The 20987-nt window shown below is 62.0% G+C and carries 19 protein-coding genes; 7 read left to right on the forward strand and 12 right to left on the reverse strand.

The annotated features are described in order from the left end of the window. Nucleotides 1-97: 97 nt before the first annotated feature. The 3 genes from AB5Y51_RS01625 (at nt 98) to AB5Y51_RS01635 (ending at nt 2712) form a co-directional block, all read left to right on the forward strand. Entirely contained in the window at nt 98-1135 is a 1038-nt protein-coding gene (locus AB5Y51_RS01625; protein WP_041214552.1) for an alkene reductase, read from the forward strand. 192 nt (nt 1136-1327) lie between these two features. Next, nucleotides 1328-2254, forward strand: coding sequence for a MarR family transcriptional regulator (locus AB5Y51_RS01630; RefSeq protein ID WP_010672921.1), 927 nt, complete (start codon nt 1328-1330; stop codon nt 2252-2254). After that, on the forward strand, nt 2251-2712 hold the full coding sequence (locus AB5Y51_RS01635; RefSeq protein ID WP_039039413.1) for an acyltransferase: 462 nt from the start codon (nt 2251-2253) through the stop codon (nt 2710-2712). Before AB5Y51_RS01630 ends, AB5Y51_RS01635 begins: the two co-directional genes overlap by 4 nt. 180 nt (nt 2713-2892) lie before the next feature. Here AB5Y51_RS01635 and AB5Y51_RS01640 read toward each other — a convergent pair whose 3' ends face one another. The 4 genes from AB5Y51_RS01640 to AB5Y51_RS01655 form a co-directional block, all read right to left on the reverse strand. After that, on the reverse strand, nt 2893-3342 hold the full coding sequence (locus tag AB5Y51_RS01640; protein WP_010672919.1) for an N-acetyltransferase: 450 nt from the start codon (nt 3340-3342) through the stop codon (nt 2893-2895). 73 nt (nt 3343-3415) lie between these two features. Continuing rightward, nucleotides 3416-3754: a nuclear transport factor 2 family protein gene (locus AB5Y51_RS01645; protein WP_041214549.1), complete on the reverse strand. Its 339-nt coding sequence runs from the start codon at nt 3752-3754 to the stop codon at nt 3416-3418. Between the two features lie 168 nt (nt 3755-3922). Then, nucleotides 3923-5512 carry a peptide chain release factor 3 gene (prfC, locus tag AB5Y51_RS01650; RefSeq protein WP_103255304.1) on the reverse strand — a complete coding sequence of 530 codons (1590 nt, stop codon included), beginning with the start codon at nt 5510-5512 and terminating at the stop codon, nt 3923-3925. Between the two features lie 244 nt (nt 5513-5756). After that, nucleotides 5757-7625, reverse strand: coding sequence for a diguanylate cyclase (locus AB5Y51_RS01655; protein WP_368177954.1), 1869 nt, complete (start codon nt 7623-7625; stop codon nt 5757-5759). A 195-nt stretch (nt 7626-7820) separates the two neighbouring features. Here AB5Y51_RS01655 and AB5Y51_RS01660 point away from each other — a divergent pair, with 195 nt between their 5' ends. After that, nucleotides 7821-8825, forward strand: a complete 1005-nt coding sequence (locus AB5Y51_RS01660; RefSeq protein WP_323938069.1) for a sensor domain-containing diguanylate cyclase — start codon at nt 7821-7823, stop codon at nt 8823-8825. A 12-nt stretch (nt 8826-8837) separates the two neighbouring features. On the opposite strand, the gene viaA is transcribed toward AB5Y51_RS01660, so the two are convergent. Both viaA and AB5Y51_RS01670 read right to left on the reverse strand, forming a co-directional pair. Continuing rightward, nucleotides 8838-10292: an ATPase RavA stimulator ViaA gene (gene viaA / locus AB5Y51_RS01665; RefSeq protein WP_368177955.1), complete on the reverse strand. Its 1455-nt coding sequence runs from the start codon at nt 10290-10292 to the stop codon at nt 8838-8840. A gap of 95 nt (nt 10293-10387) precedes the next feature. Next, nucleotides 10388-12001, reverse strand: a complete 1614-nt coding sequence (locus AB5Y51_RS01670) for an ATPase RavA domain-containing protein (RefSeq protein ID WP_368177956.1) — start codon at nt 11999-12001, stop codon at nt 10388-10390. A 216-nt stretch (nt 12002-12217) separates the two neighbouring features. On the opposite strand from AB5Y51_RS01670, the gene AB5Y51_RS01675 reads away from it, so the two are divergent. Both AB5Y51_RS01675 and rimI read left to right on the forward strand, forming a co-directional pair. Beyond that, the gene (locus AB5Y51_RS01675) at nt 12218-12655 is read left to right on the forward strand and encodes a hypothetical protein (protein WP_368177957.1); all 438 of its coding nucleotides are present in this window, start codon (nt 12218-12220) and stop codon (nt 12653-12655) included. A 74-nt stretch (nt 12656-12729) separates the two neighbouring features. Continuing rightward, nucleotides 12730-13179: a ribosomal protein S18-alanine N-acetyltransferase gene (rimI, locus tag AB5Y51_RS01680; protein WP_103255305.1), complete on the forward strand. Its 450-nt coding sequence runs from the start codon at nt 12730-12732 to the stop codon at nt 13177-13179. A 73-nt stretch (nt 13180-13252) separates the two neighbouring features. On the opposite strand, the gene AB5Y51_RS01685 is transcribed toward rimI, so the two are convergent. Then, nucleotides 13253-13795, reverse strand: a complete 543-nt coding sequence (locus AB5Y51_RS01685; protein ID WP_368177958.1) for a thioredoxin family protein — start codon at nt 13793-13795, stop codon at nt 13253-13255. A gap of 181 nt (nt 13796-13976) precedes the next feature. Between AB5Y51_RS01685 and AB5Y51_RS01690 the strand changes: the two genes are divergently transcribed. Continuing rightward, a complete protein-coding gene (locus AB5Y51_RS01690) occupies nt 13977-15767 on the forward strand; it encodes a long-chain fatty acid--CoA ligase (protein ID WP_043155384.1) in 1791 nt (596 codons plus the stop codon). A gap of 59 nt (nt 15768-15826) precedes the next feature. Here AB5Y51_RS01690 and AB5Y51_RS01695 read toward each other — a convergent pair whose 3' ends face one another. From AB5Y51_RS01695 to AB5Y51_RS01715, 5 genes are all read right to left on the reverse strand, one after another. Beyond that, nucleotides 15827-16702 (reverse strand): hypothetical protein, encoded by an 876-nt coding sequence (locus tag AB5Y51_RS01695; protein WP_141651332.1) that lies wholly within the window; start codon nt 16700-16702, stop codon nt 15827-15829. Nucleotides 16703-17344: 642 nt separating this feature from the next. Further along, entirely contained in the window at nt 17345-18559 is a 1215-nt protein-coding gene (locus tag AB5Y51_RS01700) for an aldose 1-epimerase family protein (RefSeq protein WP_039039404.1), read from the reverse strand. Between the two features lie 219 nt (nt 18560-18778). Beyond that, a complete protein-coding gene (locus tag AB5Y51_RS01705) occupies nt 18779-19471 on the reverse strand; it encodes an aspartate/glutamate racemase family protein (protein ID WP_041214542.1) in 693 nt (230 codons plus the stop codon). Between the two features lie 135 nt (nt 19472-19606). Next, on the reverse strand, nt 19607-20197 hold the full coding sequence (locus AB5Y51_RS01710) for a LysE family translocator (RefSeq protein WP_010672906.1): 591 nt from the start codon (nt 20195-20197) through the stop codon (nt 19607-19609). 102 nt (nt 20198-20299) lie between these two features. Further along, complete coding sequence (locus tag AB5Y51_RS01715; protein ID WP_039039402.1) at nt 20300-20896, reverse strand: LysE family translocator; 597 nt, start codon at nt 20894-20896, stop codon at nt 20300-20302. Nucleotides 20897-20987: the final 91 nt, after the last annotated feature.

Genomic DNA, 20987 nt, shown 5'->3' on the forward strand with positions numbered 1-20987 from the left:
CAATCCATGTTGAACGCTTGCTCAAAAAATACTTGCACACAAACCAAAAAACGCCTTGAATGCCCGTTCAAGAATCACTCCCTCAGGACAGACGATCATGAATACCCTGTTTCAGCCCTATCGCCTCAACGACACCCTCACCCTCGCGAACCGTTTCATGATGGCCCCCCTCACCCGCTGCATGGCTGGCCCGGGTCTGGTGCCCACCGAACAGATGGCCGCCTACTACGGCCGCCGCGCCGACATCGGCCTCATCATCTCCGAAGCCACCATCATCCGTCCGGACGGGCAGGGCTACCCCAATACCCCGGGGCTCTACAGCGCCGAACAGATCGCCGGCTGGAAGAAAGTGACCAGCGCCGTGCATGCCAACGGCGGCAAGATCTTCGCCCAGCTGTGGCACGTGGGCCGTCTCTCCCACCCCTTCTTCCACCACGCCGAAGTGCTGGCCCCCTCCGCCGTCGCCCATGAGGGCACGGTGCCGCGCATGCGCGAGCTGGTCTATCAGGTACCGCGCGCCCTGACCGGGAGCGAAATCGCCCAGCTGGTCGAGGATTACGCCCAGGCCGCCGCCAACGCCATCGAAGCGGGCTTTGACGGGGTGGAGATCCACGGTGCCAACGGCTACCTCATCGATCAGTTCCTGCACCACGCAAGCAACCTGCGCACCGACAACTACGGCGGCAGCCCCGAGAACATGAGCCGCTTCGCCCTCGAGGTAGTGGATGCCATCGCCGCCCGCATTGGCGGGGATCGCACCGGCCTTCGTCTCTCCCCCGGCGCCTATGTGCACCTGGAAGGGGATGCCCGGGATCGCGCCGTGTTCGACCACCTGCTGGCCGAGCTGAACCAGCGTACTCTGGCCTATCTGCACCTGGGTATCTTCGATGACAGCCTCACCTTCGACTACCTGGACGGCCGCGCCTCCGACTACCTGCGTGCCCGCTACGACGGCCACCTGGTGGGGGTGGGCAACTACAGCGCCGAGACCGCGCTCGAGGCCATCGAGGCGGACCGCTTCGACCTCGTCGCCATCGGTCGCCCCCTCATCGCCAACCCGGACTACCTCGCCAAGGTGAAACAGGGCGACGCCCTGGTGCCCTATGCCGACACCATGCTGGCCGAGCTGGTCTAACCCTCGCCGGCACCTTGCCAGACCAAGGATGGGATCCGCGCCCCCGCGCGGGTTTCCAATGTTTGGGCCCTCTCCCGGGCCCTTTTTTCTGCCTGTCTTTCGCCCTTTTTCACGTAAATGGTTGTCATCAACAACCAAAAGATGGTATTGGTTGCGCATAACAACCAAATGCCACCACAAGGAGACAACCCCATGGATCCCCGCCCCCTGCGCGCCCTGTCGAGGGAACTGGTACGCGAACTCGGCATGCTCTCCCAGCAGTGCGGCTCGCTGGCCCTGAGCCCCCTGGAGGCTCACCTGCTCATCGAGCTGGAGAACGGTCCCGCCACCAACCAGCAGCTTGCCGAGCGCCTTCGCATCGACAAGTCCAACGCCAGCCGCCCCCTGGCTCGCCTCGCCGAGCGGGAGCTTATCGCCTGGCAACCCCACCCCTCGGACGGGCGCAGCAAGGAGGCGAGCCTCACCGAGCCGGGCAAGGCACAGCTTGAGGAGCTGCACCGGCAAATGGACGAGACCATGGCGGGGGCCCTGGCCCAGCTCTCCCCCGCCGAGTGCGAGCAGATCTGGGAGGGCATGCGGCTCTATCGCAGCGCCCTCTCCCGCGCCCGCCGCCAGCAGGGGTTCGTCATCCGCCCCATCACCCCGGCCGACAATCCCCGGATCGCCGCCGTGGTGCGCGCCGTCTCCGCCGAATACGGCCTCACCGCCGACAAGGGGTACGGGGTGGCGGACCCCAACCTCGATTTTCTCCACGAGACCTATCAGGGGGAGCGCAGCCGCTACTGGGTGATTGAGGGACCGGACGGCGCCATTCTCGGCGGGGGCGGCATAGCGCCGCTGGCGGGGGCACCGGATGTGTGCGAGCTGCAGAAGATGTACTTCCTGCCCGCCCTGCGAGGGCTGGGCCTGGGACGGCGGCTGGTGTTGCAGGCGCTGGCCGAGGCTCGCGCCCTCGGTTACCAGCGCTGCTATCTGGAGACCACCGCCGTGCTGCGGGAAGCCACCGCCCTCTATGAATCCCTGGGCTTCGAACACCTGCCGGGGCCCCTTGGCTGCACGGGCCACGACGCCTGCGAGATCTGCATGGTACTGGCGCTCGACGGGAAGGAGGGGAGATGAGTGAACCAACCCGACTCTCTGTCGGCATACGAGATGTCAGCTTCGGTGAAAGGGTGAAGCTGGTTGAGCCTGTCAATCTCTACGGCTGTACCCTGGCTGACGATGTCTTTGTCGGCCCCTTCGTGGAGATACAGTCGAACGTCTCCATAGGTCGCGCAACCCGCATCCAGTCCCACAGCTTTATCTGTGAGCATGTGACCATAGGTGAGCGCTGTTTTATCGGTCACGGCGTCATGTTTGCCAATGACCTCTTTCAAAGCGGCGCCCCCGACCCGGATCCCGCCAGTTGGGGCCGAACCCACATCGGGGATGGGGTATCCATCGGTTCAAACGCCACCATTTTGCCGGTACGGATATGCCAGGGAGCCGTCATCGGTGCAGGCGCAGTGGTGACCCGGGACATCACTGTCCCTGGCACCTATGCCGGCAACCCCGCCAGATTGCTGCGAACTTTCTAGCCAGAAGCGCCAATTCCCCCCTCATCCCCCCTTCTCCCTCAAGGGTAGAAGGGGGCCGGACAGGCAATCTGTCGATACCCCGCGAGCCCGTTTACCCCGTATCACGGCCCCTGGCTGACACCGCGCCTCCCCAGAAGAGCGATTGCCATCCATCTCATGGACAGTGACACATAACGCCTGTCAGGCTCCAACCCGCTGGGTATAGTGATCAAAGGCGATTACCTTTTGATACCCCTCTGATTCATAAAGTAATTTTGCAGGTTGATTGGAGACAGCCGTCGCCAGTTTGACGGTCAGGGCATCTGTCTCCCTGGCAAAGCTGGCCACCCGTTTCAGCAGCGCTCTTGCCACACCCTGCTGGCGAGCTGACTCGACGACATAAAGATCATTGAGGTACCACATCCTCTTCATCGCGACGGAAGAGAATGCCGGATACAACTGGACAAAGCCTGCCCACTCTCCCGCCTCGTTGCGTGCCAGAAAGATAACTGAATCCGCCCCCTGAAGGCGTTCTCCGATGAATCGGGTTGCCTCATCTCTGTCCGGCGCTTGCCCATAAAACTGCCGATAGGCATCAAACAGACGGCTGGTTTCTTCAATGTGGGCCAACGTGGCCTGGAATATCTGCATGGCATCTCCTTGTCACCCTTCCCTGCACAGCGGTGCAATAGGATGGGGCCGTATGGCAAATACAGTGTCGGGTTTAAGAGGGGAAATAGAACCAGGCGGTCTGGATAAGACCCTCCTTCACCTCGAACACCGCCACGCTCTCGATGGGCTCTGGGGAGAGGCCGTGGATCTTCTCGTGATCGAACACCTTGTTGCCCAAGACGGTGCGTGACAGCAGCTCGGCCTTGAGCAGCGGGTTGTTGAATCTGTGCTCCGCATAGAAGGCCCGCAGCGCCCCCTTGCCGACTGTGCTCGGCGTCTCGGTCGGCATGCGATAGCCTTTGAAATCCGGGGCAAAGCAGGCCACGAAGGCATCGAGATCGTGGGCATTGTAGGCGGCAAACTGCGCCTCTACGGGTTGGGTGACGGACATGTCTCTCTCCATGAATGAAATTTAAATCACTTATCCTTGATTTTTATTCAACCATCAAGCCCCGGATGGGGATCGTCGCCCCTTCCAATGACACGCCCCATAACAAAAAACCCCGCCGAAGCGGGGTCTCTCTGGTCATCCGCCACCCGCAGGGTGCGGGCGGGGTGATCAGTGTTCGCGGGTCTGGCGGAAGTGAACGTCCGGGTGACGCTCCTGTGCCAGGCGCAGGTTGACCATGGTCGGCGCGATGTAGGTGAGGTTGTCACCCCCATCGAGGGCCAGGTTGACCTCGTTCTTGCGCTTGAACTCTTCGAACTTCTTGACGTCAGTCCCTTCCACCCAGCGGGCGGTAGCGACGTTGACCGCCTCGTAGATGGCCTCGACGTTGTACTCGCTCTTCAGACGAGAAACCACCACGTCGAACTGCAGCACACCGACCGCACCGACGATGAGATCGTTGCTGATGAGCGGACGGAACACCTGCACCGCCCCCTCTTCGGAGAGCTGCACCAGCCCCTTGAGCAGTTGCTTCTGCTTGAGGGGGTCACGCAGGCGGATGCGGCGGAATAGTTCAGGTGCGAAGTTCGGGATACCGGTGAACTTGAGATCTTCACCCTGGGTGAAGGTGTCGCCGATCTGGATGGTGCCGTGGTTGTGCAGACCGATGATGTCGCCGGCACAGGCCTCGACCGCCTGTTCACGGTCACCGGCCATGAAGGTGACGGCATCGGAGATGTTTACGTCCTTGCCGATGCGCACGTGGCGCATCTTCATGCCCTTGCTGTAAGTACCTGACACGATGCGCATAAAGGCGATACGGTCGCGGTGTTTCGGGTCCATGTTCGCCTGGATCTTGAACACGAAACCGGAGAACTTCTCCTCGGTGGCCACCACTTCACGGCTCTCGGCCTTGCGCGGCATGGGGGCTGGCGCCCAGTCGGTCAGGCCGTCCAGCATGTGGTCGACACCGAAGTTGCCGAGGGCGGTCCCGAAGAAGACCGGGGTCATCTCGCCGGCGATGAAGGCATCGTGATCGAACTCGGGAGAGGCGCCCTGCACCAGCTCCAGCTCGCCACGCAGCTGGGCCGCCAGATCTTCGCCGATGGCGGCATCCAGCTCGGGGTTGTTCAACCCCTTGACCACCCGCTTCTCCTGGATGGTGTGGCCCTGACCGCTCTGATACAGATAGGTCTCGTCCTTGTAGAGGTGATAGACACCCTTGAAGGACTTGCCGCAGCCGATGGGCCAGGTGATGGGGGCGCACATGATGTTGAGCTCGCGCTCCACCTCGTCCATCACCTCCATCGGGTCGCGCACTTCGCGGTCCAGCTTGTTCATGAAGGTGAGGATGGGGGTATCCCGCAGACGGGTCACTTCCATCAGCTTGCGGGTCCGGTCTTCAACACCCTTGGCGGCGTCGATGACCATCAGGCAGCAGTCGACCGCCGTGAGGGTACGGTAGGTATCTTCGGAGAAGTCCTCGTGACCCGGGGTATCGAGCAGGTTGACCAGGCAGTCAGCATAGGGGAACTGCATCACGGAAGTGGTGATGGAGATACCGCGCTGCTTCTCCATCTCCATCCAGTCGGATTTGGCGTGCTGGCCCGAGCCACGCCCCTTGACGGTACCGGCGCGCTGAATGGCCTGTCCGAACAGCAGGACCTTTTCGGTGATGGTGGTTTTACCCGCATCCGGGTGCGAGATGATCGCAAAAGTGCGTCTCTTGGAGACTTCACTCAGAAATTCAGCTGACATAATTCGACGTTCTTCTATTGAGCGGCGGCCTGGAGCCACCGTGGGAAAAATGCGGGACAGCACCTTGGAATCAGGGCGCCCATGCAGACAACGACACCACGCGGGCGGGTCAGTGACCGCCGGTGGAGACAGGAGAAGCGCGTTGCATTACATGGGTCTGGCCCCGGATCAAAGCAAAATTGCGCGGCATTATACCCGCGCGAGTGAAAAATACCCAGCCCGCTATCACCGGGGCCCGGGGTCGGCCTCACCGGGCCGTCATCACCCGGTTGCGCCCCGCCAGCTTGGCCTCGTACATGGCCTCGTCGGCCCGGCGTACCAGCTCGCCCAGGTTGTCATCCTCGGGTTTGTACTGGGCGCAGCCGATGCTGATGCGGATGGGGTGATCCGCAGGCACCCCCTCAATCTCGAGACGGGCGACGGCCTGGCGGATCCGCTCCGCCACCTCGACGGCCTCGTTCAGGAGGGTATCTGGCAGCAGCACCAGAAACTCCTCGCCGCCGTTGCGCCCCACCCTGTCGAGGCTGCGCAACTGCTCCTCGATGCACTGGGCCACGGCGGTGAGCACCCTGTCACCCACGTGGTGGCCCAGCTGGTCGTTCACCTTCTTGAAGTGATCCACATCCAGCAGCAGCACGCACAGGGGTTTGCCCTCCTCCCGCGCCTGGGTGAACCATTTGCGCCCCTTGGCCTGGATCTGGCGCCGGTTGTGGATGCCGGTCAGTTCGTCCGTCATGGCGAGACGCTGCATCTTGCGGGTGCGCCCGCGCTGGTGCACCACCAGGGTACCCATCACCACCAGCAGCAGGGCCACCACCAGGTATTGCCAGTAGCGCCGCTCCTGCAACTGCTTGAGTTTCTCCGCCTGCAACTGCTGCTGGGACCTGAGGGTCTGGTTCTCCAGCTCCTTGCGGGCGAGATCGAACTCGAAACGCATCTGCAAGGAGCGCTGTTCCCGCAATCTGAGCTCGAGGGCCTGGCGGGTCTCGACATAGGTCTTGAGGCTGGTGAGGGCCGACTGGATATGCCCCTGACGCTCCAGCACCCGGGCCCGTGTCTCATGCACCCGGGCGAGGAAGCGCAGGTTCTGCTCCCGGGTAAAGATGGGCTCGGCCTCGTCCAGGTGCCGCAACGCCTCGCCGGGTCGGTTCAGGGCCTCGAGGACGTCGGCCATGACGAGGTGCCAGTGGCCCAGGGTGACGCTGTCCGCCCCCTCCCCCTGATGAAGGGAGGCTGCCGCCTGATCGAGCTTGGTCATGGCCTGGTCCGGCTTGCCCTGTTTAAGCAGGATGGTGGCTATCTCGATCCGGCTCCAGGCCAGGATCCCTTCCTGGTTTAACCCCAGATAATAGATCTCCGCTTCCACCATCAGGGGCAGCGCCTTGTCGTACTCTTCGGTGTCGATGTAGAGGAGTCCCTGCTGGCTGTGAATGTCCACCAGGTGCTCCTCGTCCCCGAGCTGCCGGTAGTCGTGCTCCAGCTCGTTGAAGTAGCTCTCGGCCCGCTCATAGAGCCCCATCCTGCGATAGGCATTGGCAATATTGGCAAGCACCTCGCGCCCCTTGGCCTCCAGCCCGAGCGCCTCGTAGCGCTGGTGGGCATCGATGAGATCCATCAGCCCCTCCGCCAGCTCCCCCTGGTAGGAGTACATCTCCCCCCGCAGGCTCAGGATGTCGGCACGCTGGCGCTCATCCCCGAGCCGGCGAGCCAGGGTCAGGGCGGCGTCGTAATCCTCCCCGGCCCCGGCCATGTTGCCGAGCAGTTGTCGGTGATAGCCGCGACAGGCGAGCAACCCCACCTCGGTGACCCTGTCCTTGCGGGCACGGGCCTGCGCCAGCCCCTGCTCGGCAAACGCCACCGCGCGGCGAAACTCCTCGTCCCGTTCACCCGGCAGGGCCCAGCACTGCAGCCGGGCAAGACGCCCCTGCACCTCGGGCGGATAGTGTGCCTGTCCGGCAGTCAGGGCGGCGACGCGCTCGCGAAACACCTGCACCGGCATCGTCGACTCTTCCAGCTGCTGCAATGCCAGCTGCAACTCGTGCCCGGCCAGTGGCGCCGCCTGGGCCAGGGCAACCCCCAGCCACAGCAACAGGCCACATCCCATCAGGATCTTCATGCGGACTTTTTCTCCTCTTCACCGGCCGGACGCCGCGCTCATCGCTGTCATCATATCCCCACAGACTCTGGGCGCACAGCCGTCAGAGGGTGGGAAAACGCCTCATATCGGACGAGAGCCTCCCCTATCCCCTTCTTTACAGAAGGAGAGAGTGCATCGACTATATATGCTTTCGAACAGGGGAAGGGATGAGGAATGACCTACGAGGAGCTGAGGGAGGCTTACGACAGGTTGTTGCTGGAGAACGAGCGTCTCAAACGCATCGCGGATGATGCGCGGGAGAAGCTGGACGCAGCCATGGACGGCACCGGCCTGTGCATCTGGCAGAACCATGTGCCCACCGGCAAACTCATCATCTTCAACCGGCGCTGGGGCTCCATGCTCGGTTACCAGCCCAAGGAGCTGTCGGCCCACTTCGACGTCTGGCGCGCCCACCTGCACCCGGAGGACAGGGAGCAGGTGCTGCAGGCCTTCTTCGACCATCTGGAGGGCAAGAGCCCGTTTTATCAGGCGATGCACCGCATGATCGGCAAAGATGGCAAGACCACCTGGGTGCTGGACCGGGGCCGGGTGGTGGAGCGGGATGATCAGGGGAACCCCGTCCGGGTGATGGGCACCCACATCGACATCACCCACGAGAAGGAGTACGAGCAGCAGCTCGCCCAGCTTGCCCACCGGGATCCCCTCACCGGCCTGTTCAACCGCACCGCGCTGCACCGCCACTTTCCCGGGGAGTACCAGGCCATCTGTTTCATCGATCTCGATGACTTCAAGCTGGTGAACGACAACCTGGGCCACCGGGCAGGTGACGAACTGCTGGTCTCCCTTGCCCAGCGCCTTCGCCACTGCTGCGGCGAGGAGGTACGGCTGGGGCGCATCGGCGGGGACGAGTTCGTGCTGCTGCTGCCCTGGGCGTGCGACGATCCCCGCACCAGCCACCTCGCCCGCCAGTGCATCGATGCCATCGCCACCCCCTTCGAGCTGCCCAACGGGGACGCCTCGGTGGGACTGAGCATGGGGATTGCGACCATCCGGCCCCAGGACGATTTCGGCGCGGCGCTGGCCCGGGCGGATCAGGCCATGTACAGGGTCAAGCGCAGCGGCAAGCGGGGTTTTTATATTGCCCAGCCAAGCGGTCAGCCGCTGCTGGATCAGGAGCAGGTCAACGAACGGGGCCTCTACCACAGGCCCACTCTCTGAGCCTGATCGCCCTCAATGGCGCTGCCAGCGCCGCAGCAGGCGTCCACGCAGGCCGCAATCGAGCAGCCAGCTGTTATCGAACACCCGCAAAATGGCCGCCTTGGCGTGACGGGACATGGCGACCGCATGGAAGCGTGTCTGCTGCGCCCGTCGCCGGTTCATCCGCTCGAGCAGGGGATGGGGCAGGTTCTGGGCGATGAAGTCGGAGATCACCAGCACGTCGGCCTTGGCAAAGGCGGGTTGTTCGAGCTGGGTCAGGGCCTGCTCCAGGCAGGGCACCAGATCGGTCCCTCCGTGAAAACTCATGGAGAGAAAGCGCTCCGCCTTCTCAAGCCCGGTGTCGGCGGTGATCTCCAGGGTCGCCACCTCGGTGGAGAAGAGCATCAGATAGCAGCCCCGCTTCTCCTCCATCGCCCCCTTGAGCAGGGCGAGAAACAGCGCCTTGGCACACTCCTCCGGATAGCCCCCCATGGAACCTGACGTATCGACGCAGACGATGAAGGGGCCCCGCGGCTGCACCTCCTGCCCTCCCTGCTCGGGGGAGCGCAGCATCAGACGCTGGCGCGGCAGGGTGCCCCGTGACTGGTAGCTCAGCAGGCACCGCTCCAGATAACGGCGATAGAACTCCAGCTCCAGCTCCGGCAGCGCCAGCATCACCGCCTCGCTCGGCAGGAGGCGCATCAGATCGCTGGCCGGGTGCACCCCCACCAGATCGTCGGGCACATCGTCACTTTGCACCTCTTCCAGCTCGTGCACAGGCACCGGCGGCAGCGTCCTGTCCTCGCTGCGCCGCTCCCGCTCGCTGCGCCCAAGCAGGGCGGCGATCTCCGCGAGCAGAGGCTCCTGCTGCAACATGCGGGCGTACTGCTTCACCAGCGCCAGGCTGCGCTTGTGCCAGCTCCCCTGGGCCAGATCCCAGAGCCCACCGGCGGAGATCTGGTGCGGATCCAGGGCATCGGCCAGGGTCCGGTTGGCCAGCAGTTGATCCTCTATCTCCTGGCGCTGCTTCTCCCGCTCCGCCTCCGCTATCTGCTGCTGCAACTGCAACAGGCTGCCCACCAGGCTGGCGCGCCACTTCTCGATGAAGAGCTGGCGCAGCCCCTCGGTGGGCTGGGCCACCATCTGGCGCACCAGGCTGCGGGCATCCCCCGCGAAGGGGCTGTGCTGCTCAAGGGCTTCCAGCAAGGCGGGCAGGCGCCCCACCAGCTCCGGCAGGGGCAGTTGCCGGTGGGCCTGATAGAGCAGGTATTCCCGCTCGAGGGCCACCGGCACCGGCTTGTGGCGCATCTCCTCCCCAAGCTGTTCGCTCCAGGTCTGGATGCGCTTTCTGAGCAGCTTCCCCTGCAGGGGCGAGCGCTTGAGGAACTCGGAGATCTTGGGGGTGGAGGCAAGCAGCAGCGCCATCTCCCCCGCCAGCTCCCCCTCCCCCATGAGCAGCCCCAGGTCCATCATGCCGATCTCTAGCATGGACCACCCCGAGCGTTGAGATGTGATGGAATATCATGCTGACTAAACATGTTTTTCATCCTGTTTATTTCGCCAATCCCACGTCAGGCGCGACGTCATCCCTGTGCATCGAGAAGAGGCAGACGATCACGCCACTGCTGCAGCTCGGTCCCCAGCCGCTCCAGGTCCCGGCTCAGCACGAAGAAGCTGTCCTCCACCTGACGCAGCCAGTGGTCCCCCACGAACAGATGGGGCTGGTGACGGTCGAACAGGTTGCGCTGGCCCTTGAGGTTTTGCAGCACCCGGTTCACCTGGCCCGTCAGGTCGTCCAGGGCCGACAGCCAGGGGGCCATCACCACCTCGGGGATGGGGGTGCGCTCCACCAGCATCAGGGGCACGGGCTGGCGCTGGATATCCAGCACGTGCAGCCGCAACTGCTCGTCCAGCACCAGCTCGTAGTGCCCCTCCTTGGGGTTGCCGAGAGGCCAGCCCACCAGCGCTTCCCCGGTGGGGTGCCAGTGAGAGAGCAGGGTGCGATCGAAGGTGAGGGTGCCGGTGAGGCGCTCGGGATCGCTGCCATCCAGGGGCGCCGGAGTGAGCAGCTGGAAATGCACCAGCTTGCCGAACGGCCTGGCGTTGGCCAGCGGCAGTTCGGTGCCTCGGGCGCGGCGGCCGAACCACTGCTTGCGCTTGACCGCCTTGCAGCCGATGCGCAGGGCGACCGCCCCCTGCAACTGCTTGAACTGCTCGCGCAGGGAGAGCAGCTCCCGGGTCAGCGCCAGTTGCTGGTAGCCGTAGAGGCGGGAAAACTCGCCGATCATCTCCAGCAGCGCGGTGCGGGAAGCCTCGTCGTGCCAGAGGCAATCCTTGAACAGCAGCAGATCCAGGGGAGCCACCTCGTCGCGGCCATTGAAGAAGGCGCTCGCCTTGATGAGCCGCACCGCCTTCTTCCAGCGCCGATCCGAGACATAGCAGCCGTGTCCGAGCTGGCTGTCGAGCTGCTGGCGCAGCTGGTAGATGAGTTCGAAACAGGCGTCCGGCAGGCGCACCTGCTCGATGGCATCCTGCCAGGCGTCGTACTCTTCCCCCCGAATCTGCACCGAGGGGGTCAGGTTCTGATGGGACTGGCCATCGCTCGCCAGCATGGCCTGGAAGTTGGATTTCTCCTGCACCCTGTCCATCCAGACCCGCACCAGCATGCGGTCGTAGAGCGCCTCCAGCCCGCTGTCCGGGGCCGGCAGCTCGTTCGAGGCGGTGACCAGCAGCCGCATGGGAATGGGGTGCTGGCTGTCGCCGTTGCGAAACTGCCGCTCGTTGATGGCGGTGAGCAGGGTGTTGAGGATGGCGGGGCCCGCCTTCCAGATCTCGTCGAGGAAGACCACCTCGGCCTCCGGCAGGTAGCCGCTGGTCAACCGCAGGTACTTGCCATCCTCCTTGAGCGCCTGGATGGAGAGGGGGCCGAACACCTCCTCCGGCGTACTGAAACGGGTCATCAGGTATTCGAAATGGCGGGCATCCTGAAACGCCAGCTTGAGGCGCCGCGCGATCAGGCTCTTGGCGATGCCCGGGGGGCCCAGCAGAAAGACGCTCTCGCCACTCAGGGCCGCCAGCAGGCCGAGCCGCAGGGCATCCTGGCGCTCATACAGTCCCTCACCAAGGGCGGAAAGGAGCCGTGGCAGGCGCTCATGAATGGGGGTGGCACGAACAGTATTCTGGGCTAAAGGCGGCATAGGCACAGTTCCGAAGCTGATAGGTCATCCGTGGTGACGGGGTCCGGCCTCTGGCCCCGCCCCACTCTCATTGTCTGTCATCTCTGCCCCCGGGGAGGCGCTCGTTTGCCATCGCCACAGGGCGAAAAGCGCACGTCCGGGGTGCAGCAAATCCCGCGAGAGTGTACTCTGCGCATCATTATTTACCCCAACGCAGATCAAGAGTGAGCCTTCGCCATGCAAGATCCCCTGCTGGACCCGCTGCGCCAGCGCATCCTGGCCCGCATGGGCATCCCCCTCTGGCAACAGAGAGGCCGACTCCTGGCGGGAGGCACCAGCCCCGACGGCGCCGCGCAGCCGGCAAACACGCCCGCCGACGAGGCGCTGGCCCCGCAGGAGACTGCCCCTCTGCCGACCGGCAAGCTCTGGCTGCTGGCAGAGACGCTGCCCGCGCCCTCCCTGCTCGGGGACATCTGCCGCTGGCTCGGCCTTGGCACGGACGAGGTCTCCCTGCTGTCCGAGATACCTTCCCTGCCCGCGGGGGTCACTTCGCCCCTGCTCTGGCTGACGGCGCCGGACCCTCGCTGGCCCGATGCCCTGGTCTGCCCGCTCAAGCCCGATGGGGCGCACAAGCGCGCCCTCTGGCAGCAGTGCCGGCAGCGCCACACCCCTTGATGCTCACGACCATGGCACGGCCATGGTGTCCATCGCAAGCCTGAATCCCGTCCGGAGTGACCATGTCTGACCTCTTGCCCCATTTTCGCCCCCTGCTCGAATCGGACTTCGAAGCCATCTACCCCATCGAGCAGGCCGCCCACCAGGAGCCCTGGAGCCAGGCCAACCTTCTCTCCTGCTTCGGGCCGCGCTATCTCAACGGCCTGATGCTGGTGGACGGACGACCGGCCGGTTTCTACATCTCGGATCTGGTGGCGGGAGACAGCTCCCTGATGAATCTCTGCGTGCATCCCGATTTTCAGGGCAAGGGGCTGGGGCGAGCGCTGCTCAGGGAGTACCTGGCCCGCAGCAAGGCCGGCAAGGCCGAGGCCTGGTTCCTGGAGGTCAGGGCCGGCAACCGCACCGCCATCAACCTCTACGAGAGCGAGGGGTTTGCCGAGTATTGCCGCCGCGCCGACTACTACGGCACCGGGCAGGAGAGGGAGGATGCCGTGCTGATGTCCCGTCTGTTCGACTTCGGCTGACAACCCGCTGCAGACCGCCGTCAGCGGGCAACACCCCCTCTGACCTCCCAGACTCCCCCGCTTCGCTTCCCCCTCAGGGCAGGGGCGCGTTGTCGATGGAGGGGTCTTCCAGGCTCAGGGTCACCCTCAGCACGGCCTCGAAGGCGGCTCCCGAGAGGGGCATGAAGAAGCCGCGACCATAGGTGACGCCGGGCATCCAGATCTGTTCGATATCCACCGCGATCTTGATGGGGCGAAGCGGCTCACCCGGTCGCTGGACATAGATGCCAGGGGCCGTCGCAACCTGGGGGAAGCGGCGCAGAATGTGCTCGCTGCCATCCCCCGCATCCGGGTTGAGTCGCACCTTCACCAGCCCCGCCAGGGCGGATTGCATCTCGGGGGCACGCCACAGCCAGGTATTCAGCGCCTTGCAGCGTCGGCACTTGGCGCGCTCGATCACGTAGAGCAAGGGGTATCCTTCCCTCAGCGCCAGCCGCTGCGCCTGCTCATAGCCCTCGGCGCCACTCAGCCAGGGATTATCCTGCTCCCCCGCGCCCCCCAGCAGATACCAGAGGGCGCCTGCCCCCGCCAACAGCAGCAACACGCCGGTGAACAGGCTCTTGATCCCGATATTCATGGTGCAACTCCCTGAATGAATCCGATCCCTGCCCCCTATCATGCCTCACTCTCATCTGGTTGACGACTTTGTGATCCAGGACAAATGGCGCACACTTGTAAGCTGTAATGTTAGAGTTTAAACTCCAGCCCCGATTTTGGTGCCCCTGCGGGCGCACAACTGTTACTTGAGGATGCGTGAGATGTCGCAGTTTCATCTGGTTAGAGTGATGCGTGAGCGTATTGCCCGCCTTGGCAACAAGGCCGCCCTGCGCGTCCAGCAGGATGGCCAGTGGCGCGCCATCGGCTGGCGAACACTGGGTCAGGCCATGGATTATTGCGCCCAAGGCCTGATCCGGGCGGGCCACCAGTCCGGCGAGATGGTCGGCATCTATGCCCGCAACATGCCCGAGTGGACCCAGGCCGACCTCGGCATCCTGGCCGCCCGTGGCGTCAGCGTGCCCATCTACCCCACCAGCACCCTCGATCAGCTGCGCTACATCGTCAAGGATGCCGGCATCAGGATGCTGTTCGTGGGGGAGCAGCCCCAGTTCGATCAGGCGCTGCACCTCATCGACAGCGGCGAGATAAGCCACATCGTCGCCCTGGACGGCACCGTCGATCTGCGCGGCTGCGCCTCGGCCAGCCACTTCCAGACCTTCCTCGTCTCCGGCAACCACCAACCCAGCGAGCTGGTGCTGCGCGAGCGCGAGCGCCACTACCGCATGGACGACCTGCTGACCCTCATCTACACCTCGGGCACCACGGGCGAACCCAAGGGGGTCATGCTCGATTTCGCCAACATGGCCGCCTGCTTCGAGATGCATGACGCTCGCCTCGACCTCAGCGAGCAGGATGTCTCCCTCTGCATGCTGCCGCTGAGTCATGTGTTCGAGCGCGCCTGGAGCTACTACGTGCTCTATTGCGGCGCCGAGAACGTCTACATTCGCGACCCGCAGAAGGTGATGGATGTCATCGGCGAGGTGAAGCCCACCGTGATGTGCGCCGTACCGCGCCTCTACGAGAAGGCCTACGCCATGATCCAGGCCAAGGTCGCCCAGGCGCCGCGTCTGCGCCGCGCCCTGTTCGGCTGGGCCACCCGGGTGGGCAAGCAGATGGTCGCCACCCGTCAGGCGGGCAAGTCCGCCTCTCCCCTGCTCTATGGCCAGCTCTGGCTTGCCGAGCGCCTGGTGTTTCGCAAGCTGCGCGCCCGTTTCGGCGGTCGCACCCGCTTCCTGCCGGTGGCGGGCGCCCGTCTCGCGGACGAGGTGAATCTCTTCTTCCAGGCCATGGGGCTCAACCTCAAGTACGGCTACGGCATGACCGAGACCACCGCCACCGTCTGCTGCTATGAAGACACCCAGTTCAGACTGGGCTCCATCGGCACGGCGCTAAACGGCATCGAGGTGAAACTCGGCGAGAACAACGAACTGCTGGTGCGCGCCCCCACCGTGATGCGTGGCTACTACAACAAGCCGGAGGCCACCGCCGAGGTGATGACCGAGGATGGCTTCCTGCGCACCGGCGATGCAGGCGAGCTGGATGACGAGGGCAACATCTACTTCACCGAGCGCTTGAAGGAGCTGATGAAGACCTCCAACGGCAAGTACGTGGCGCCGCAACTGGTGGAGGGGACCCTCGGCAAGGATCGCTTCATCGAGCAGATTGCCATCGTCGCCGATGCCCGCCACTTCGTGTCGGCGCTCATCGTGCCCTGCTTCGAGTCCCTGGAGGAGTACGCCCGCTCCATCAACCTGCAGTACCAGTGCAAGACCGAGCTGCTGCGCCACTCCCGGGTGATGGAGTTCTTCGAGGCCCGCATTCAGGATCTGCAAAAGGAGCTGGCCAAGTTCGAGCAGGTGAAGAAGTTCACCCTGCTGCCGAGCGCCTTCTCCATGGAGCTCGGGGAGATCACCCCCACCATGAAGCTGCGCCGCAAGATCATCGAGGCCAAGTACCAACGCGAGATAGAAGCCATGTACAGCCATGTTTAAGAAATTGTATTGCTTGACATGCACCAGATAAATAATGGCCACCCTGAGGTGGCCTTTATTTATCTTACAAAGACCATTAGTTGGCTACTACCATATGAGACATCTTGCTGCTGTGGCCAATTTGTTCTAATCCATAAGTCTGGATAATTAGCAGTCCAAACACCTTTTTTATACCGATAGAAGTTACCTTGATAATCCAAACTACCAGGATGGCCGACTACGGTATAGTCTAAGTTTTCGAGTGAGCACCCTTCTTTTTCAGCATGGACTAAAACCTTTTTACTTAAATTCTCATTCAATGGTGAGCATAATTTTGGATTACTCGCTTGTGATATATTCATAACCCCCCATATCTCTGTGTCGGGTTGTAAAAATAGTATCTCCGTTGATTCATCCTTCAATTGCCCCCATGCACCTGGATTCAGATACTGGTTGCTATTTAACTCAGTCAATTGTTCAACAGGAACATGAGTCTCTTTATTATACCTAACTGCAACTAATCTCCAGCCCCCACCATCAATATCTACATTACAGTATAAACCGTTATACCAGCCGGTTTCTGTTGCCAAACGGCAATCAGGTCTTTCTTCATCACCCCACTCGATGCGGAAGTCACCACCATTACCATTAATATCATACCAAGTACCTTGATACTGCCGGTCTGATATTACCTTGCCAAGATAATAAGTTTTGTTTTGATTTATGTCTTGCTTCAGTTGTATTATTTTTCTATTCTCAACGAAACTACCAGTTATACTATCGCCACTACTTCCGGGAGTGATGATGTCACCATTTACATTCACAATTACCGTTGTTGATGATGCAGTCTCCTTGTCTATATTTCCATCAACCCAAGCATCTTTTGTCATTCGGTAATCTTGTTCAATAGCGGAAACCCCTATCGGAACTAACAAAGCTAACATGAACAATTTCATACAACATATCTTCCATTTCATTGTGAAATGGGAAGTATATGTTATCAATGCACAAAAAAAAGGCCCATATGGATACTTGATTTTGACAGGTAAAGCATTTTCAGAACTTAGGAAAAACTATTCTTGAATTACAAAAAAATGGATTTTATTACTAATGATTTCAGTAATAATCCGTCAATATCATACCTTAAGTATTTTCAGATAACTCCTTGTAGCTCATTTCGTCACATAAAGTATCTATCGTGCCTTTCAATGTATAGTTCTAAATATAAATATTGCTGATATCAATCTACTCGTCCACCATTACCTACAGTTTAATCAGACCTCTCAGGGACTTTCATAACAACACCAGCTCAAAAGAATCCACTGACCTGCTCTGCTGGTGCGTTCTAGTTACAGTTATCTCAGTCCGCCATCGAGAGTATTACTTATATATAATTATACTTTAACACGCCAACCCCATTTACAAGCCCGTAACACGGTAAGCTATGGAAATATAGTAGCCAGCAAGTAACTGTACCCAATTTATTTATTACAATTAACTTTAGAACTATAAAATAAAGGAGCTATCCGATAATAAGGATATGTCGCTGGGAATAGAAAAGCCGCTCATGGAGCGGCTTTTTGCTGGGCGTCTCTCCCTTATGGCAGCTTGACCAGGGGTTGCTCGCGCAGCTCGGTGGCCCGACCGCCCTGGATCTTCTCCACCTGGGCCAGGGCCTGCTTCACTTCGTCGGCATTTTGCAGCAGGCGATAGGTCAGATCGAAGGTCTTGGTCTCCCCCGGCTGGATCTTGGGGACCAGCCCGAGCGGGCGCTGGTACTTGGTGCTGTAGGCATAGCTGGTACCGGGTTCGATGCCAGTCACATAGCCCTGGGCCCGGGTGTCGGTGTTCTTCCACAGGGTCAGCACCGGCAGCTGTCGGGTGTTGTAGCCCACCGCCACTCCGGCGTTGCCGGCCCGGTTGTTCAGCACTGCCAGGGTATTGCCGTCGGCGTCGCTGTAGGGCACCAGGTTGAACACCATCTCGTCGAAGCCCTTGGTGGGCCCCAGATAGGTTTGCCAACCCTTGAGTCCGGCCTTGGCGTAGTCATTGAACGGGGAGATCTGCTTCACCGGCGTGCTCACCCTGGCTCCCTCCTCCAGAATGGGAGCCCCGAAGTTGCCGTGATAGATGATCTGGTACTCGTTCTCGTAATCCGCGTGGTTGGTCAGCTTGTCCTGCAGGGCAAACTCCGCCTGACCGGGCACCACGCTCAGCTGGGTCCAGGTGACCAGTTCGCTCATCTTGAAGGTGCGCTCGTCCACCCGGCCCAGCACGTGGATGGCATAGGGCGGCTCTTCGTCCACGGTCACGCTGACCACGGAGGCGGGAATGTTCTGCACCCGGCCATGGAGGCTCTTGAGGCGGCCGTCGTCATCCACCCCGGGATGACCCGTCCACTCGTAGCCGCAGCGCACCAGCATCTCGTTGAAGCCGTCGAGCCAGCCGAGGCCGCCACGGCTCTCGAGATCGATGAAGGCGGGGTTGACCACCTCCTTGACCGGTGAATCCCAGCCGAGGCGCAGATCCGCCGCCTTGACCTCCTTGATCCCCATGCCGCGGGTCGGCACCAGGGTGATCTTCATGACGCCGTTGTCGACGATGAGCAGATCCACCCCTTCCTGGCGGCCGCCGTGCAGGCGTTTCTTCTCGATGGTGAAGGGAACCGGGCTTTTGATGCCGAGCTTCTCGCTGGTGATCTTCCAGTCCCCCACATCCAGCCCTTGCTGGGAGTCGGTCAGCAGAAATTCGGCGGCGTGACCCGCGGTGGCGCCCAGGGCGAGCAGCACGGCAATGGAGAGTTTCTTCAACATGGATTTATCCTCGTGTCTCTTGTTTTTGTGAAAGCTGAATCGTTTCAGTGATCGAAAACTAGGCGTCTGACGCCCCGGACTCAAGAGACAAAAGGAGGAAATGTGAGCCGATTGACAATAAAAACGGCTTCAGCCCTGCTGAAATGAAGGCTGACTCACAGTTATGAAAGGAGGAAAAAACAGGCGGGGCGCCGAGAGGGGCGCCCCGCCCGCATCACATCAGGCAAGGGCCAGCGTCACCGCGGCTTCGGCGTGGATGGCGGTGGTGTCATAGAGAGGCACGGCGGCCTGGCACGCCCCCACCAGCAGGGCGATTTCGGTGCAACCCAGGATCACCGCCTGGGCACCGGCCTGTGCCAGATCGGCGATGATGGCCAGATACTCGGCCTGAGACGACTCGCGAATGTCGCCGAGGCAGAGCTCGTCATAGATGATGCGGTGCACCCGCTCCCGTGCAGCGTCATCAGGCACCAGCACCTCCAGCCCGAAACGCTCCTGGAGCCGCCCCTTGTAGAAATCCTGCTCCATGGTGAAGCGGGTGCCGAGCAAACCCACCCGGGTCACCCCGTCGGCCTGGAGGCGATGGGCCGTGGCATCGGCGATGTGGAGCAGGGGAATGTCGATGGCGGCCTCGATCTCCGGCGCCACCTTGTGCATGGTGTTGGTCCCGATCAGCAGGAAATCGGCGCCACCGGCCTGGATGGCCCTGGCCTCGGCCGCCAGCAGACGGGCGGTGGCGGGCCAGTCACCGGCGTGCTGCAACCGCTCTATCCCGGCAAAATCCACGCTGCTCAGCAGCACCCGCGCCGAGTGCAGACCGCCGAGCCGCTCGCGTACCCCCCGGTTGAGGGCCTGGTAATAGCTGACGGTGGACTCCCAGCTCATGCCACCCAGCAGACCGATACATTTCATGGGATCTCCTTATGTCACCCGATGGTGCAAACCAATGCTGCAATCCCTCAGGGGGCGCGTTTGATCGCACCGCCCCGGCAATAAAAAAGGCCCCGAAGGGCCAACAAGACAGCCGGTAAAGGCTCAGGCCGAGACCTAAACCCAGATCATCAGCACGCAGGCCGCCGTGGCGAGCCCCATGCCCAGATTGAAACGACGCCAGCCGGTGGCGGTGCGGATGAGGCGGCGCACCTGGGCACCGAACAGCACCCAGAAGGCACCGGTATAGAGGCCGGTTACGAAGAAAATGCCGAGCACCCAGCCCGCGGACGGCCAGTAAGCCTCCCCCGCCAGGGTGAAGCCGCTGATGGCGGAGAGCGCCATCATCCAGGCTTTGGGGTTGAGCAGTTGCAGCATGGCCCCCTGATGGGCCGGGATGAGCGGCCGGTTCCCCTCCGCCGGGCCACTGGCGTTGGCCACCTTCCAGGCCAGCCAGAGCAGGTAGGCCGACCCCACCAGCTTGAGGCCGTCGTGCAGCAGGGGCAGACGCTCGAACACCACCCCAAGCCCCAGGGCCGTGGCCAGGATCATCAGGTTGATGCCCCCCACCACCCCCACCAGCAGAGGCACGGAGCGGCGAAACCCCTGGGCCGCCCCGGCACTGGTGAGCAGCATGTTGTTGGGGCCCGGCGTGCCACAGGTGATAAGGGCAAAGCCCGCCAGGGGGAGCAACCAGTTCAGATCCATCTCAACCTCGTTCAGATACGGCAAGCCTCCTAATATGCAGAGCCGACGCCCTGACGACAAGGTCAGCAATGCATTTTCTTTGCATGAATAATCAAGGCGCTGTTAATACCAGAGCATCACCACGCACAGGGCGGTCAAGGCACCCAGGCTGCCGTTGAGACGACGCCACCCCTTGTCCGAGTTGATCCAGCGGCTGAGCTGATGGCCAAACATCACCCAGGCGAAGCAGACCGGGAACCCCGCCATGGGGAAGACACTCATGATGCCCCACATGCTCGGCCAGTAGTCGCTCCCCGGCAGGCTGAACAGACTGATGGCCGAGATCCCCATCATCCACGCCTTGGGATTGAGGAACTGGAAGCCCAGCCCTTCAAGCAGGGTCAAGGGGCGGGCACGGCTGGCGGGATCTCCGGGGGCGCCTGCCACCGCGATGCGCCACGCCAGCCACAGCAGGTAGAGGCTGCCCAGCACCTGCAGGCTCAGCTTGAGCAGGGGCCAGCGCTCGAACAGCGGATAGAAGCCGAGCGCCAGCACCAGTTGCAACACAGGCTGGCCCACCGCCACCCCGATGAGATGGGGCAGGGTGCGACGCACGCCGAAGTTGGCGCCGGACGCCGTCAACATCAGGTTGTTCGGCCCGGGCGTGCCGCAGGTGAGCAGGGCGAAGCCAAACAGGGTGGCATACCATTCGATGGTCATGGGGAGACTCCTTTCTCGCCACATTGTACCGATACAATGTGTGCTTGTTGGTTGTGTAAAGACTGATAATCACGCTATATTGCGGACAATC

The sequence above is a fragment of the Aeromonas sp. R7-1 genome (assembly GCF_040908115.1).
GTDB lineage: Bacteria > Pseudomonadota > Gammaproteobacteria > Enterobacterales > Aeromonadaceae > Aeromonas > Aeromonas caviae.